Below are 15,752 nucleotides of genomic sequence, written 5' to 3'. Positions count from 1 at the left end.
AAGTGAACTATAAATGAAAAATTTACATTCTATTATGCTTGACAAAGAGAAATGTAAAGGGTGTACAAACTGTATTAAAAGATGTCCTACTGAAGCCATTAGGGTGCGAAACTCAAAAGCAAGGATTATTGATCAGAGGTGTATAGACTGTGGAGAGTGCATAAGGACATGTCCATACCATGCAAAATATGCTGTTACTGATAGTTTAGAGGAAATCAATAAATTTCAATATAAAGTTGCACTGCCAGCTCCTTCTTTTTATGCTCAGTTTGAGGTTGACGATGTGAATAAGCTTCTGTATGTTTTGCTTGACATAGGGTTTGATGATGTATTTGAGGTTGCAAAAGCAGCCGAGATAGTAACCCACTTTACAAAACAGTTTATTCTCAATAATAAAAGCAAAAAACCAATAATTTCCTCTGCATGCCCGGCAGTTGTCAGGCTTATCCAGACAAAATTTCCAGACCTTATAGAGAATATCCTGCCAATTGCCTCGCCTATGGAAGTTGCTGCATATATTGCTAAGAAAAAGATACAAAGAGAAAAGAGAATTGAAGAAGGTAAAATAGGGGTTTTTTTTATCTCTCCATGTGCAGCAAAGATGACATATGTAAACAGTCCCCTTGGTTTTAAACGCTCATACGTGGATGGAGTAATAGCGATAAAAGATGTTTATGGACTTGTAAGAAGTAAGCTAAGAGAAATAAAAGATGTAAAGCTTCTTTCAATTGCCTCAGGTAAGGGTATTGGTTGGGCAGCATCAGGCGGTGAAAGCTTAGCGTTGGAAATTGAAGAGTATGTAAATGTAGATGGTATTCACAATGTAGTAAAAGTTTTAGAAGAGATTGAAAATGGCAGACTCAAAGATATTGTATATTTTGAAGGTCTTGCATGCAGCGGTGGGTGTGTCGGAGGACCGCTTACAGTGGAAAATCCGTATGTTGCTAAAAATCGTATTAAAAGATTGTCTTCCAAATTAAAAGACAAAGAAGAGAGTTTTTCATGGTGGACGGAGGAGATTATTAATAGTTTTTCTCTTAAGCTTGAGGATATTCTTTTTGAAAAAGAATTAGAAACAAACCCTGTCCTTGAACTTGACTCTGATATTGAGAGAGCTATGGAAAAGTTTGAAAAGTTAAATAATATCCTTAGTATGTTACCTGGTTTGGATTGTGGGGCTTGTGGTTCACCTACATGTAAAACTCTTGCAGAGGATATAGTACGTGGTTTTGCTAATGATACAGATTGTATTTTTATTCTTAGGGAAAGCATAAAAGAGCTTGCAAACAAAATGGTTGAACTTTCGAATAAACTTCCACCATCACTTGAAAGGAATGATGAATAGTGCCAAGTATTTTGGATTTAGGCAAGTATTTTGAATTAGCAAATGGGGTTGTAAAGAATGAACGGTATGAAAATGTATACATTGGAGATGTGTTAAGTTTTGCAATATCACATATCAAGGATAACAGTATATGGATAACCATTCAAAACAATGTAAATGTGGTTGCTATAGCAACTCTCAGAGAAGTAAAAGCAATAATCTTAACAGAAGGAGTAAAACCCGATTCTGATATGCTTAAAAGATCAATAGAGCAGCAAATACCAATTTTTACAACAGAACTTTCACATTTTGAAACAGCAAGGCTGTTGATTCTTAAAGAAAAGGAAGATAAATTATGAAACTTTATTATGACCTTCATATTCATTCGTTGCTTTCTCCTTGTGCAGACAATGATATGACCCCGCATAATATAATAAATATGGCTAAATTAAAAGGATTAGATGTTATAGCTGTGACAGACCATAACTGCACCTTAAACCTTGAAAGTTTTTTAGAAGTGGCAACCTTGCTTGACATCTTGTTTATACCTGGGGTTGAGATAGAAACAGAAGAGGAGATACATGTTCTTTTGTATTTTAAGCATAAAGATGTTCGTATTATAAGAGAATTTCAGGACATTATTGAAAAGCATCTACCTTTTATAAAGCTCAGAGAAGATATTTACGGTAATCAGTATACTGTTGATATTCAGGACAATGTAATTGGAAGCTATGAAAAACTTCTTCTTCAACCACTTTTACTAAGTTTAAAACAAGTTTACGAAATATCTAAATTCTATAATATGGTTTTTGTACCTGCACACATAAACAGACAGTCTTTTGGTGTAATTGGGAGGCTTGGCTTTTTGCCTGAGGATCTAACTGATTTGACTTTTTTAGAGGTTTCTAAAACCTCTGAAATAGAATTTACTAATTTTCTTCCTCAAAACAGAAATTATGTTTACTTATATTCATCAGACGCTCATCATCTATGGGAGATAAATGAGAGAGAATTTTTTATTGAAAGTGATATACTGTATACAATATTTTTCAATTAAATTCTCCAAAATTTATACTTCATTTATAACCCATTGTATGTTACAATATTAACAGTAGTTTTAACTCAGTATGTTAAATTTCTAACAATAGAAGGGGGATGCAGATTTATGTCTTGTTGCCAGGGTAAGAATCTAACAGAAGAGAATTTCAAAAAACTTGATGAAATTATTGAAAAAAATAAATCAAGGAAAGGGGCTTTAATTCCAGTTTTGCATGAGGCACAGGAACTTTTTGGATATTTGCCATATGAAGTTCAAAAAAGAATAGCAGAAGGGCTCAATATACCAATGGCTGAGGTTTACGGTGTTGCGACATTTTATACAAGGTTTACCTTAAAGCCAACAGGGGACCATAAGATAAGTGTGTGCATGGGTACAGCTTGTTACGTTAAAGGTGCAGACAAGATTTTGGATAAGTTAAAAGAACTTTTAAAGATTGACGTAGGGGAAACAACAGAAGATGGAAAATTTTCAATTGAAGCAACCAGATGTTTGGGAGCTTGTGGACTGGCGCCGGTTGTTGTAATTGACAATACTGTGTATGGAAAGTTGAGTGAGGATGATGTTACAGATATTTTGTCAAGATATTAACTTAACAAATTGACAATGGTAAGAAAATATAAGGTGATATAATTGAACGATCTTTCGCTTTATATCCTTGATCTTGTGCAAAATTCAATAGAAGCGGGTGCAAGTTTAGTTAAGATTGAGATTGTCGAAGATTTGGAAGAGGACCTTTTTACCATTACAATAGAGGATAATGGAAGGGGTATTCCTAAGGAAGTTATTGATATAGTGACAGACCCTTTTTACACCACAAGAAAAACACGAAAAGTAGGACTTGGTCTTTCTTTAGCAAAACAACTTGCAATGGACTGTGAAGGAAGCTTCACTGTTGAAAGGCTCGAAAGAGGCACTAAAATAGTGCTTAAGATGAAACATTCTCATATAGACAGACCTCCTCTTGGAAATATTGCAGAGACCCTACTTGCACTTATAAGTGGAGCACCAGATGTAGATTTTATATTTTGTTACAGAAACAATCAAAGTGAATTTACTTTTGATACAAGAAGCATCCGAGAGGTTTTGGGCGATGATATTCCTTTGAATACTCTGAGCGTACTTGACTTTATTCGAAGCCAGTTAGAAAGTGGTTTATCAAATTTAACCGGAGGTGTAAATAATAAATGATTAAGTCTATTCAGGAGCTTGAAGAAATAAGGAAAAAGGCGTTAGAAGAGCTTGAGTTCAGAAAACAACACGGTGAAGGGATAAGAGTTGTTGTTGGTATGGCAACATGTGGAATAGCAGCGGGTGCAAGACCTGTTATGCTCAAGTTTGTTGAAGAAATTCAAAAAAGAAATTTAAGAAACGTTACAGTTGTGCAGACTGGCTGTATTGGACTTTGCAAGTATGAACCAATTGTAGAGGTTTATGAACCAAATAAAGAAAAGGTCACATATGTTAAAATGACTCCTGAAAAAGTTTTAAAGGTTGTTGCAGAGCATTTGGTCAACGGAAAACCAGTATATGAATACACAATTGGCTATGAAGAAAATAAAGAGGCAAATAACTAAAAGGAGGGAAGACTAATATGCCATTGTACAGAGCGCACGTTCTTGTATGTGGTGGGACAGGTTGTACATCAGGTGGGTCAGATAAAATATATGATGCATTTCTAAAAGAGATCGAAGCTCAAAATTTAAAAGATGAGATTCAAGTAATTCGTACAGGATGTTTTGGCCTTTGTGCAGAAGGTCCAATTGTCATTGTTTATCCAGAAGGAGCTTTTTACAGCAAGGTTGCAGACTCTGATGTAAAAGAGATTGTTGAAGAGCATCTTTTAAAAGGAAGAATAGTAAAGAGGCTTTTGTATAAAGAATCCATAGAAGAAGGTCAGATAAAATCATTAAATGAAGTTAAATTCTATAAAAAGCAGATGCGAATTGCTCTTAGAAACTGCGGCGTTATAAATCCAGAAAATATTGAAGAATATATCGCATATGATGGATACAAGGCTTTGGCAAAGGTTCTTACAGAAATGACACCTGAACAGGTGATTGACTGGGTAAAAAGGTCAGGTCTTAGAGGAAGAGGTGGCGGTGGATTTCCAACAGGACTTAAATGGGAATTTGCAGCAAAAGCTCCAGGTGATGTTAAGTATGTTGTTTGCAACGCAGACGAAGGTGACCCAGGGGCATACATGGACAGAAGTATCTTGGAAGGTGATCCGCATTCTGTAATTGAGGCAATGGCAATTGCTGGGTATGCAATTGGTTCAAAACAAGGTTATGTGTATGTCAGAGCAGAATATCCTTTGGCAGTAAAGAGATTAGAAATTGCTATTGAACAAGCAAGACAGTATGGACTTTTAGGTAAAAATATACTTGGTACAGGATTTGAATTTGATATAGAGATAAGGCTTGGTGCTGGTGCATTTGTTTGCGGAGAGGAAACAGCACTGATGACATCAATTGAAGGACACAGAGGAGAACCACGACCAAGACCACCATTCCCAGCTGTAAAAGGATTGTGGGGAAAACCTACTTTACTTAATAACGTTGAGACATACGCAAATATTCCAGTAATAATTCTAAAGGGTCCAGAGTGGTTTGCATCAATTGGAACAGAGAAGAGCAAAGGGACAAAAGTTTTTGCACTTGTTGGAAAGGTTAACAATACAGGACTTATTGAAGTTCCAATGGGAACAACTGTAAGAGAGATAGTTGAGGATATTGGTGGCGGAATTCCTGGTGGCAAAAAATTTAAGGCAGTTCAAACAGGTGGACCATCAGGTGGATGTATTCCAGCATCGCTTATGGACACACCAATTGATTTTGATTCTTTAACAGCACTTGGTACAATGATGGGTTCTGGCGGAATGATTGTGATGGATGAAGACACCTGTATGGTTGATATAGCAAAGTTCTTCTTAGAGTTTACAGTTGATGAGTCATGCGGAAAATGTCCACCATGTAGAATAGGAACAAGGAGAATGCTCGAAATTTTGCAGAAGATAACAAGCGGAAATGGCACAGAAGAAGATTTAGAGAAGTTAGAAGAACTTGCATATTCAATTAAAGACAGTGCTCTTTGTGGACTTGGTCAGACTGCACCAAACCCTGTTTTAAGCACGCTGAGATATTTCAGAGATGAATATGAAGCGCATGTAAAAGAAAAGAGATGTCCAGCAGGTGCTTGCAAGGCACTACTCAGAATTGTGATAGACAAAGATCTTTGTAAAGGCTGTGGCATATGTGCTAAGAATTGTCCTGCAAATGCTATCACAGGACAGATTAAAAAGCCTTTTGAGATTGACCAGAGCAAATGTATCAAATGCGGAGTTTGCATAGAGAAGTGTCCATTTAAAGCAATCTCCAAGAAGGCATAAACAAGGGAGGGTATGACAAATGGAAATGGTGAATATCACAATAGATGGTAAGAAAATTCAAGTGCCAAAAGATTATACAGTACTCCAAGCTGCACGCGAAGCAGGAGTTGAGATTCCAACCCTGTGTTATCTTAAAGGTATAAATGAAATTGGTGCTTGCAGAATGTGCGTTGTTGAAGTAAAAGGGGCAAGAAGCTTGCAGGCTGCTTGTGTTTATCCTGTGTCGGAAGGCATGGAAGTTATCACAAACAGTGAAAGGGTAAGAAGAGCAAGAAAGGTCAATCTTGAGCTTATATTGTCAAACCATGACAGAAGCTGCTTGACATGTGTCAGGAGCGGGAACTGTGAACTTCAAAAACTTGCTGAAGATTTAAATGTTAAACAGATTAGATATGAAGGTGAAAATATAAGAAGACCTCTTGATGATTTTTCACCTTCTGTTGTAAGAGATCCTAATAAATGTATACTTTGTAAAAGATGTATAAATGTATGTAGAAATGTTCAAGAAGTCGGAGTTATAAACGCAAATTATAGAGGTTTCAGAACAGTTATATCTACTGCATTTGACAGAAGTCTCAATGAAGTTGCATGCACAATGTGTGGTCAATGTATTCAGGTTTGTCCAGTTGGAGCTTTAAGAGAGAAAGATTCAACAGATATTGTATGGAGAGCACTTGCAGATAAGAACAAATATGTAGTTGTTCAGACAGCTCCAGCTGTTAGAGTTGCTCTTGGTGAAGAGTTTGGACTTCCAATAGGCACAAGAGTTACAGGCAAAATGGTAACTGCTCTTAAAATGCTTGGCTTTAATAAGGTATTTGATACAGACACAGGTGCAGACCTTACCATTATGGAGGAAGGTACAGAGCTTATCAACAGAATTAAAAATGGTGGTAAGTTGCCTTTGATAACTTCATGTTCACCAGGTTGGATTAAATTCTGTGAACACTATTTTCCTGAATTTTTAGACAATTTATCAACCTGCAAATCTCCACACGAGATGTTTGGTGCAATTTTAAAGACATATTTTGCACAGAAAATGGGAATTGACCCTGCAAACATGTTTGTTGTGTCAGTTATGCCATGTACTGCTAAGAAATTTGAAGCTCAAAGGGAAGAACTTGCGGCAAGTGGATATCCAGATGTTGATGCAGTTTTAACAACAAGAGAACTTGCAAGAATGATAAAAGAAGCGGGAATTGACTTTGTGAACCTGCCAGATAGTCATTTTGACGATCCAATGGGAGATGCAACAGGTGCCGGTGTTATATTTGGAACAACAGGCGGTGTAATGGAAGCAGCACTGCGAACTGTATATGAAGTGCTGACAGGAAAAACCCTTGAAAATGTTGAAATTACACAGGTTCGCGGTCTCGAGGGAATAAGAGAAGCTGAGATTGATGTCGGTAGTATGAAGATTAAAGCAGCCGTTGCTCATGGCCTGGCAAATGCTAAAAAACTTCTTGAGATGGTCAAAAACCGAGAAAAAGAGTATCATTTTATAGAGATTATGGCATGTCCCGGTGGTTGCATAATGGGTGGTGGACAGCCAATTGTCCCTGCAAAGATAAAAGAAAAAGTAGATGTTGCAAAACTCAGATCAAGTGCAATATATGATGAAGATAGGTCTTTGCCAATAAGAAAGTCTCATGAAAATCCTACTGTAAAAAGATTATATGAAGAGTTCTTAGGTCATCCAAATAGCGAAAAAGCTCATCATATTTTGCATACACACTATAAGAAAAGGCCATTGTATTAATTTTAATTTCAACCTTAAGAAAAAGAAGCTGGTAATACTGATTTGCCAGCTTCTTTTTTTATCAAAAGTTATTTTTTTTGTAACATATTAATGATATAATAGAATATCAGAGAGTCAAGAAAGGCTGAGCAAAATAACTACATTAAAAGAAAGGGGTTAGATTTGGCAAAATTGAAAAGAATAATTCTTGCCTCTTCATCACCCAGAAGAATAGAGCTTTTAAAGCAGTTTGGCATAGAGTTTGAAACAATTCCATCAAACGTTGATGAAAGTATAGATCAAAGTCTTTCGGTTGAAGAAAATGTAATGCAGCTTGCTAAAAAGAAAGCTCAAAAGATTTTTGAAAAACTTGGAGAGGATAAAAAGTGCAGCTTGGTTATTGCAGCTGACACTGTGGTGTATGTTGAAGAAGTCATTCTTGGAAAGCCCTCAAATGAAGATGAAGCTTTCTGGATGCTCAGAAAAATAAGCGGTAAGTGGCATACTGTTTACACCGGTGTATGTATAATTGATGGACCAAGCGAGAGAATTTTGGTGGAATACGAAAAAAGTAACGTTTATATAAAGCATATGTCCGATGAAGAGATTTTAAGATATATCTCAACAAAAGAGCCTTTTGATAAAGCAGGGGCATATGCAATCCAAGGTTTTGGAAGCTTAATTGTTGAAAGGATAGAGGGCTGTTTTTACAATGTAGTTGGTCTTCCATTGTACAAACTAAACATCATGCTACAAAAACTTGGATATGACTTAATGAAAGGAGAGTTGTGATGGGACTTTTAAAGTCACTCTACAGAGATTTGGGAATTGACTTAGGAACTGCAAACACACTTGTACATTTGCGTGGAAAAGGTATTGTTGTAAATGAACCATCTGTTGTAGCTGTTCAAAAGGACACTGGGAAGATTTTGGCAGTTGGGAATGAAGCAAAAGAGATGATTGGCCGCACACCAGGCAACATTGTGGCAATAAGACCATTAAAGGATGGCGTTATTGCTGATTTTTATACAACTCAAGTTATGTTAAAGTATTTTATGGAAAAAGCATACAAAAAATCATTTCTTGGTTTAAGACCAAGAGTTGTTATATGTGTTCCATCAGGTGTGACAGAAGTTGAGAGAAGAGCTGTGGAAGAGTCAGCTTACAAAGCAGGGGCAAAAGAGGTTTATATAATGGAAGAACCCATGGCAGCGGCCATTGGGGCAGGACTTCCAGTTGATGAACCGTCAGGAAGTATGGTAGTAGATATTGGTGGTGGCACTTCAGAGGTTGCAGTGATATCCTTGGGTGGAATTGTCACCAGTAAATCCTTAAGAATTGCTGGGGATGAGTTTGATGAGGCAATTTCAAATTATATAAAGAAGGAATATAACTTAATGATAGGTGACAGAACTGCAGAAGAAATAAAAATAAACATCGGCTCTGCGTATCCTCTTGAAAAAGAAGAGTGGTATGAAATAAAAGGAAGAGACCTTATAACTGGTCTTCCAAAGACTATAAAGGTTTCATCAACAGAAATAAGGGATGCTTTAAAAGAACCTGTTATGGCAATAGTTGATGCGATAAAACAAACTCTTGAAAAGACTCCGCCAGAGCTTGCAGCAGACATTATGGAAAGAGGGATTATGCTGACAGGTGGTGGTGCGCTTTTAAAGGGACTTGACAAACTTATAAGTAAAGAAACTGGTCTTCCTGTTCACATAGCTGAAAGACCTCTTGATTGCGTTGCTCTGGGGGCGGGAAAGGCATTAGAAGAAATTGAAACCTTGCAAAAGGTAATGATTAACAGGAGTTCAAGGTAGTGGAGGATGAAATGTTTTGAAAAGAAATATTTTATTAACCGTTGTGGTTTTATTTGCATTTTTATTTAGTATAGCTGCAACTGTAATATCCCTAAAAAACTACGATTCAAATATTATCTCAAGAAAATTGAAAGACGGATATATCCCTGTTAATTCCCAAATAGTTAGGATTATAAGAGATATAAGAGAGTATATAAATGGAATATTTCATCTCAACCAAATTATTGCTGAGAATAAACGATTAAAAGAAGAGATGAATAAATTAAAGATTGATAAAATTACCATTGAAGAAGTAAAAAGTGAGAATATAAAATTAAAAGAACTTTTGAAGCTAAAAGAGCAAATTGGATTGACTACAAGTTTTGAAATTGCCAGAGTTGTTCAGAGGTCTCAAGAAGCTTGGCTTAGTTTTTTTATCATAGATAAAGGTGAAAAAGATGGTGTAAAGAAAAACATGGTTGTTATCAATAATCAGGGATTGATAGGATATGTTGCAGATGCTGGCTCAAACTGGGCGAGGGTGATAACTGTTCTTGACCCTGACTTTTCAGCATCTGCTATGGTTGTCAGAACACGAGAAATTGGTGTTGTAAGAGGGAGTGTCAATCTTTTATCAAAAAGGTTATGTGAGTTGAGATATATCTCGAAAGATTCTAAGATTAAAGTTAATGATATTGTAATGACTTCTGGAATGGGTGAGATATTTCCAAAAGGAATTGCAATTGGCAGGGTTGTGCAGATAAAAAACGACAGGTTTGAACTTACCAAAAACATTTTAATAGAGCCTTTAGCTGACATCGAAAACGTGGAATATGTTATGGTAATAAAGCAAGTAAAAGATATAAATTTATCGGTAGGTGTTAAATAAGTTGCTAAAGAATAAGTTGATTTTACATGGAATAAACATTATTGTTGTAATTTTTTTTCAAACAATATTGCAAGAAGTCATTCAAATTAAAGGGAACACTGTATTACTATTTTTACCGCTTATTATTAGTTATGTTATATTTTTTGATTTTTTAGATGCAATAATAGTTAATCTGTTTATTATTTTTGTATTTTGTTTTTTATTTACAAATAGTTTTTTCTTGAATCTCTTTTTAATAGTTGTACTTGCAATAATTTCCAACAGACTTAAGGAAAAGATTTATCTGCAAAGAGTTGAGATATTTCTCTTATTTCTTTTAATCTACATCTTTTCTTTAAATTTTTTGGAATATACTGCAGTAAGTATTGCTTTTAATAAAATACCAGTTCCTTCAGTATTATTGAGTAATTCTATGGTTCAATTTATTCTGAGCTCAGTATTTGGGATATTCATTTATTTTATGGTGTCGAGAGAGAGCAAATACTTACTGAAACTTAAAAAGGGGAGAAATTTGAGAGAAGAATGAAGATGTTATATATAGAAAAGTTAAGAGAAAAGAATATATTTAACAGATGGACATTTTTATACATATTTTTTATCTGCCTTGTGGTAATTTTAGTTGTGCGATTGAGTTATTTGCAGATTATAAAGGGAGATTATTACTATGAGCTTTCAGAAAAGAAATTAATGCAAAAAGCAAATTTAGAAGCACCAAGGGGCATTATTTATGATAGAAATGGTAGACCACTTGCTGATAATAGACCTGCTTATGTTCTTCAGATCATGAAAACTCAGCAACTTAGAACTGAAAGTCAAAAAAGAGAATTTACAAAAAAGATAATAGAAATCGTGAATATTTTAAATAAAAATGGAGACAAAATTATAAATCAATTTAAAATTGACATAAATCCCATCAGATTTAATTTTGGTATTACAGACAAGAAACTTGCAAAAAAGGTTGAAACCCAATGGAAGAAAGATAGAGACATTCCTTTGAACTTTTCTGCCAAGCAAGCTTTTGAATTATTAAAAAAGAAGTTTTATATTCCAGAAAATCTTGACCAACAAACAACTCTTCAAGTCATGGCAATTGAAGATATGTTATTTTATAATTATTATCAAATGTATCAACCTGTTACAATTGCAATTGATATTTCAATGAAAACAATTGCTGAGATTGAAGAAAGGCGCAGAGATTTTTCGTTTGTTAACATAGATACAAAGGCAGTAAGAGTTTACAAAGATGCAATATACAATGCGTTTGTAGTAGGAAGAATAGGTAAAATAACTCAAGAGCAATATGCAATTCTAAAAGACAAAGGATATTCACAGGATAGTTTAATTGGAGTTGAGGGAATAGAAAAAAAGTGCGAAAATTATCTACGTGGCAAGGATGGACTTCAGCTTATTGAAGTTGACAAGTTTGGAAGAATAAATGATGTCAAAATAGAAAAACAACCAATGAAGGGTGCAAATGTCTATTTGACAATAGATTCTAAACTTCAAAAAGTTGCTTATGAATCGCTTAAAAAAGTTTTGGAGAAGATAAGAAATGGTGATTATGGTGAGAGATTCCCAAAAGCAAACAGCGGTGCGGCTGTAGTAATTGATGTCAAAACAGGTAATGTTCTTGCTCTAACAAGTTATCCTTCATACAATCCTAATGTATTTATAAAAGGTATTACTGCAAATGAATGGAATAAGCTAATTAATGATCCAACAAGACCAATGTTCAACAGGGCAATTGCTGGGGTTTATCCTCCTGGTTCAACTTTTAAGATACTGACAGCAATTGCAGGTCTTCAAGAAGGTGTCATCAAACCGGATGAAAAAATATTAGATACAGGTAAATATTTGTACTATGCAAAATCAGGATTTACACCCGCCTGCTGGATATGGAATAGATACCGTACAACACATGGCTGGGTAAATGTTGTAGATGCCTTAAAGGTCTCTTGTAATGTATTTTTTTATGAAACAGGTAGGCGACTTGGAATAGGAAGAATTGATAAATACGCTACACTGTTTGGGCTTGGTGGCAAGACTGGCATCCAGCTTGATGGTGAGTCGAATGGTATACTTGCAAATGAAAAGAATAAAAAGAAAATATTTGGTCAACCGTGGTATCCAGGTGATACCGTTTTAGCAGCTATTGGTCAGTCTATAAACGCATTTACACCTATACAGATGGCAAGTTTTATTGCAACTGTTGCAAATGGTGGGACAAGATATCAGGTGAATCTTATAGACAAGATTGTAGATGCAAATGGGAAAGTTATTTATAAGTCTGTACCAAAAGTACTTAGCAGGGTGAAGATGTATGAATCAACTAAAAAAGCTGTCTTTGAAGGAATGAAGAGTGTTACAAGCGAAGAGGGTGGAACAGCAAGACAAGCGTTCAAAGATTTGCCGTTTACTGTAGCAGGAAAAACAGGAACTTCGCAGTATTCAAACTCATCGGCTGCACATGCTTGGTTTGTTGGTTTTGCGCCGTATGATGACCCCCAGATTGCCTTTGCTATAATTTTGGAAAACGGTGGACACGGTTCATATGCAGCATATGTTGCAAGGGATATAATAGATGCTTATTTTAATTTACCTCAGCAACAAGAGAATAGGGAGCAATAAAGGGGGAGGATTTTTTTGAGTGAACCTGTTATTTTAAAGGGATTTGGAAAAGGAATTGCAGTAATTTTGGACAGTAGCTGTGATTTTGATATAATCTGTGACCATTTTAAGCAAAAAGTTATAAACGGAAAAAATTTCTTTTCAGGGTATGAAATACCTATACAGTTTATTGGAAGAAGACTTAATAGTTATGAGTTACAAAAACTAATTGAAATAATGAAGACATTTGGAGGAGTGCATGATATAATATTCCCATGGGATGAGATTAGTTTTCATAATCTTATTTCAACTTCAGAAGAACGAGTTGAAAATATAAAAGAAGAAAAGCTCAATGCGAAGGTACATAAAGGTACTCTGCGTTCAGGACAAGTTATAACCTCAGAGTCTGATATAATAATTATAGGAGATGTTAATCCAGGAGCTGAGGTAATATCCAAAAACAATATAATTGTCTTGGGAGCACTCAGAGGAATTGCACATGCTGGCATTTCAGGTAACAAAGATGCTGTTGTTTTTGCGCTTGAGATGGACCCTGTTCAAATCAGGATTGCCAATATAATTGCAAGAGCGCCCGATGAAGGAAACAAACACGAAAAGTCAGTTGCAGAAATAGCATATATAGAAAATGATTCAATAGTTGTTAAGCCTGTTACACAATTTTAAAATAATCAAAAAGGAGAGTTTTAGAAAATGGGAGAGGTTTATGTAATTACTTCTGGTAAAGGTGGAGTTGGAAAAACAACAACAACTGCAAATGTAGGAACATATTTAAGTGTTTTAGGGAAAAGAGTGCTTTTGATTGATGCTGATATAGGTCTTAGGAATTTAGATGTTGTTATGGGACTTGAAAACAGAATTGTATTTGACATTGTAGATGTTGTAGAAGGAAGATGCAAACCAAAACAGGCTTTAATTAAGGATAAAAGGTTTGATGGACTTTACTTGCTTCCTGCTGCTCAGTCTAAGGACAAAACTGCTGTCTCACCTGAGCAAATGAAGGCTTTGTGTGAACAGTTGAAAGAAGATTTTGATTATATATTAATTGACTGTCCTGCAGGGATTGAACAAGGTTTTAAAAATGCAATTGCAGGTGCGCAGAAGGCAATTGTGGTAACAACTCCGGAAGTTTCAGCTGTACGTGATGCCGACAGGATAATTGGTCTTTTAGAGGCATATGAACTGCACAATCCGAAACTTATTATTAACAGGATAAGATTTGATATGGTCAAGCGTGGAGATATGATGGATATTGATGATATTCTTGAGATTCTTTCGATAGAACTTCTTGGGATAATACCTGACGATGAAAAGATTATAATATCTACTAACAAAGGAGAACCTGTTGTGATGGATGAAAAATCGAGAGCAGGACAAGAGTATAGGAACATAGCAAGAAGGATTTTGGGAGAGAATATTCCAATTTTGAGCGAAGAAGAGAATCTGGGTTTTTTAGGTAAACTTAAAAGGTTTTTAGGGTTAAATAATTCTTAGGAGGAATAAGAATGTTTGAATTTTTTAACAAGTTTTTTAACAAGCAATCTTCAAAGGATATTGCAAAAGAGAGGTTAAAACTTGTTATTATTCACGACAGAGCAAATGTGTCACCAGAACTTTTAGAATTGATAAAAAATGAAATTTTAAAGGCTATACAAAAATACATAGTGATTGATGACAAACTTTTAGAAATTCAAATAACTAGAACACCGTCTGAGCAGAAAGGGGAATTTGTTCCTGCACTTATTGCCAATATTCCTATAAAATCTGTAAAGAAAACCGAGATTTTAAACAACGAGGCTGACGACTGAAATGATGGTCCAAAACGAACAAACAATAAAAAAAAGGTTCAACGTTGTCATAACCATTTTAATGATAATTCTTTGTCTTACAGGATTTATTCTAATTGCAAGTGCAACTAATGTTCTGGAGACAGGAAAATATAAATTGGTCATTTCGCAATTCATATGGTTTTTTTTAGGATTGAGCTTGTACTTCATTTTTTCGTTAATTGACTATAGAATAATTGCAAACTTTTATGTTATTATTTATATGATAATGTTTATTCTGCTTTTATACGTAGATATAAAAGGTATAAATGTACTCGGTGGTCAGAGATGGATAAAAATTGGACCTTTTTCGTTTCAGCCATCTGAAATTTCTAAATTGCTTATGGTAATATTTTTTGCAAAAGTTGTAACTTTGCAGGGAAACATTAATAAACTTAAAACATTGGCTAAGGTACTAATTTTCGCTGGAGCTCCTATAATTCTTGTTTTAAAGCAACCTGATTTAGGAACAGCTTCAGTTTTTGTTGCTATAATTGCTACAATTTTATTTGTTGCAGGATTAAACCTTAGATATTTCTATGCAGCAATTGGTGCTCTTTTGGTGTTTATTCCTATTGCATGGGAGTTTGTTCTCCATGAATATCAAAAAGATAGAATAAGAATATTTTTAAATCCTCAGCTTGACCCGATGGGGAAGGGGTGGCAGGTAATATACTCGCAGATAGCAATAGGGTCAGGAAGATTATTTGGTAAAGGTTTATTTATGGGAACAATTAACAGACTTGATTATCTTCCAGTTAAAGAATCAGATTTTATATTTGGCGTAGCAGGTGAAGAACTTGGATTTGTAGGATGTATAATTATAATTGTGGTATATGCCCTACTTATAATGAATCTTATTAGAATAGCTTCGACTTGTAAAGATAAGCTTGGTTCTTATATTGTTGCTGGAGTTGCAGGAATGTTTGGTTTTCAAATGTTTGTAAATATTGCAATGACTCTTGGGATAATGCCAGTAACAGGAATTCCCTTGCCATTTGTGAGTTATGGTGGAAGCTCAATGCTTACTTCCATGGCATCACTTGGAATAGTGCAAAATATCTATAAGGAAAATATAAAAACTATGTTTTGAGGTGAAG

The 15,752-nt window shown here is 35.1% G+C and carries 16 protein-coding genes; all 16 read left to right on the top strand.

Translation table 11 applies throughout. The features are described from left to right. Nucleotides 1-13: 13 nt before the first annotated feature. The gene (locus tag CaldiYA01_RS06095; protein ID WP_207182623.1) at nt 14-1,345 is read left to right on the top strand and encodes a [Fe-Fe] hydrogenase large subunit C-terminal domain-containing protein; all 1,332 of its coding nucleotides are present in this window, start codon (nt 14-16) and stop codon (nt 1,343-1,345) included. Continuing rightward, a complete protein-coding gene (locus CaldiYA01_RS06090) occupies nt 1,345-1,683 on the top strand; it encodes a DRTGG domain-containing protein (RefSeq protein ID WP_207182621.1) in 339 nt (112 codons plus the stop codon). Before CaldiYA01_RS06095 ends, CaldiYA01_RS06090 begins: the two co-directional genes overlap by 1 nt. Then, nucleotides 1,680-2,381: a PHP domain-containing protein gene (locus tag CaldiYA01_RS06085; RefSeq protein ID WP_207182619.1), complete on the top strand. Its 702-nt coding sequence runs from the start codon at nt 1,680-1,682 to the stop codon at nt 2,379-2,381. The genes CaldiYA01_RS06090 and CaldiYA01_RS06085 overlap by 4 nt, the downstream gene beginning before the upstream one ends. A gap of 108 nt (nt 2,382-2,489) precedes the next feature. Next, complete coding sequence (gene nuoE, locus CaldiYA01_RS06080) at nt 2,490-2,972, top strand: NADH-quinone oxidoreductase subunit NuoE (RefSeq protein ID WP_207182617.1); 483 nt, start codon at nt 2,490-2,492, stop codon at nt 2,970-2,972. A gap of 42 nt (nt 2,973-3,014) precedes the next feature. After that, nucleotides 3,015-3,572: an ATP-binding protein gene (locus CaldiYA01_RS06075; RefSeq protein WP_207182615.1), complete on the top strand. Its 558-nt coding sequence runs from the start codon at nt 3,015-3,017 to the stop codon at nt 3,570-3,572. Continuing rightward, nucleotides 3,569-3,958, top strand: coding sequence for a (2Fe-2S) ferredoxin domain-containing protein (locus CaldiYA01_RS06070; protein WP_207182613.1), 390 nt, complete (start codon nt 3,569-3,571; stop codon nt 3,956-3,958). The genes CaldiYA01_RS06075 and CaldiYA01_RS06070 overlap by 4 nt, the downstream gene beginning before the upstream one ends. Nucleotides 3,959-3,975: 17 nt before the next feature. Further along, nucleotides 3,976-5,772, top strand: a complete 1,797-nt coding sequence (gene nuoF, locus CaldiYA01_RS06065) for an NADH-quinone oxidoreductase subunit NuoF (RefSeq protein WP_207182611.1) — start codon at nt 3,976-3,978, stop codon at nt 5,770-5,772. A gap of 19 nt (nt 5,773-5,791) precedes the next feature. Continuing rightward, the gene (locus CaldiYA01_RS06060; protein WP_207182603.1) at nt 5,792-7,531 is read left to right on the top strand and encodes an NADH-dependent [FeFe] hydrogenase, group A6; all 1,740 of its coding nucleotides are present in this window, start codon (nt 5,792-5,794) and stop codon (nt 7,529-7,531) included. 162 nt (nt 7,532-7,693) lie between these two features. Then, nucleotides 7,694-8,302 (top strand): Maf family protein, encoded by a 609-nt coding sequence (locus tag CaldiYA01_RS06055; RefSeq protein WP_207182591.1) that lies wholly within the window; start codon nt 7,694-7,696, stop codon nt 8,300-8,302. Continuing rightward, complete coding sequence (locus tag CaldiYA01_RS06050) at nt 8,302-9,333, top strand: rod shape-determining protein (RefSeq protein ID WP_013403314.1); 1,032 nt, start codon at nt 8,302-8,304, stop codon at nt 9,331-9,333. The genes CaldiYA01_RS06055 and CaldiYA01_RS06050 overlap by 1 nt, the downstream gene beginning before the upstream one ends. A 16-nt stretch (nt 9,334-9,349) precedes the next feature. After that, on the top strand, nt 9,350-10,201 hold the full coding sequence (mreC, locus tag CaldiYA01_RS06045) for a rod shape-determining protein MreC (protein ID WP_207182589.1): 852 nt from the start codon (nt 9,350-9,352) through the stop codon (nt 10,199-10,201). A 522-nt stretch (nt 10,202-10,723) separates the two neighbouring features. After that, the gene (gene mrdA, locus CaldiYA01_RS06040) at nt 10,724-12,829 is read left to right on the top strand and encodes a penicillin-binding protein 2 (protein WP_207182587.1); all 2,106 of its coding nucleotides are present in this window, start codon (nt 10,724-10,726) and stop codon (nt 12,827-12,829) included. Nucleotides 12,830-12,844: 15 nt separating this feature from the next. Beyond that, nucleotides 12,845-13,492, top strand: coding sequence for a septum site-determining protein MinC (gene minC, locus CaldiYA01_RS06035; RefSeq protein ID WP_207182585.1), 648 nt, complete (start codon nt 12,845-12,847; stop codon nt 13,490-13,492). 27 nt (nt 13,493-13,519) lie between these two features. After that, nucleotides 13,520-14,320 (top strand): septum site-determining protein MinD, encoded by an 801-nt coding sequence (minD, locus tag CaldiYA01_RS06030; protein ID WP_207182584.1) that lies wholly within the window; start codon nt 13,520-13,522, stop codon nt 14,318-14,320. A gap of 11 nt (nt 14,321-14,331) precedes the next feature. Further along, nucleotides 14,332-14,634, top strand: coding sequence for a cell division topological specificity factor MinE (minE, locus tag CaldiYA01_RS06025; RefSeq protein WP_013403308.1), 303 nt, complete (start codon nt 14,332-14,334; stop codon nt 14,632-14,634). A gap of 1 nt (nt 14,635) precedes the next feature. After that, nucleotides 14,636-15,745: a rod shape-determining protein RodA gene (rodA, locus tag CaldiYA01_RS06020; protein ID WP_207182582.1), complete on the top strand. Its 1,110-nt coding sequence runs from the start codon at nt 14,636-14,638 to the stop codon at nt 15,743-15,745. The last annotated feature ends 7 nt before the right edge of the window (nt 15,746-15,752 follow it).

This window comes from Caldicellulosiruptor diazotrophicus, from assembly GCF_017347585.1.
GTDB classification, from domain to species: Bacteria; Bacillota; Thermoanaerobacteria; order Caldicellulosiruptorales; family Caldicellulosiruptoraceae; genus Caldicellulosiruptor; species Caldicellulosiruptor diazotrophicus.
This window is presented reverse-complemented; position numbering and strand designations above follow the sequence as displayed.

Bases quoted from the DNA above. Each gene is read 5' to 3' on its own strand.
- CaldiYA01_RS06095 (WP_207182623.1), top strand. From the start codon at position 14: ATGAAAAATTTACATTCTATTATGCTTGACAAAGAGAAATGTAAAGGG.
- nuoF (WP_207182611.1), top strand. From the start codon at position 3,976: ATGCCATTGTACAGAGCGCACGTTCTTGTATGTGGTGGGACAGGTTGT.
- rodA (WP_207182582.1), top strand. From the start codon at position 14,636: ATGATGGTCCAAAACGAACAAACAATAAAAAAAAGGTTCAACGTTGTC.
- mrdA (WP_207182587.1), top strand. From the start codon at position 10,724: ATGAAGATGTTATATATAGAAAAGTTAAGAGAAAAGAATATATTTAAC.
- CaldiYA01_RS06060 (WP_207182603.1), top strand. From the start codon at position 5,792: ATGGAAATGGTGAATATCACAATAGATGGTAAGAAAATTCAAGTGCCA.
- CaldiYA01_RS06085 (WP_207182619.1), top strand. From the start codon at position 1,680: ATGAAACTTTATTATGACCTTCATATTCATTCGTTGCTTTCTCCTTGT.
- CaldiYA01_RS06050 (WP_013403314.1), top strand. From the start codon at position 8,302: ATGGGACTTTTAAAGTCACTCTACAGAGATTTGGGAATTGACTTAGGA.
- minD (WP_207182584.1), top strand. From the start codon at position 13,520: ATGGGAGAGGTTTATGTAATTACTTCTGGTAAAGGTGGAGTTGGAAAA.
- CaldiYA01_RS06070 (WP_207182613.1), top strand. From the start codon at position 3,569: ATGATTAAGTCTATTCAGGAGCTTGAAGAAATAAGGAAAAAGGCGTTA.
- minE (WP_013403308.1), top strand. From the start codon at position 14,332: ATGTTTGAATTTTTTAACAAGTTTTTTAACAAGCAATCTTCAAAGGAT.
- nuoE (WP_207182617.1), top strand. From the start codon at position 2,490: ATGTCTTGTTGCCAGGGTAAGAATCTAACAGAAGAGAATTTCAAAAAA.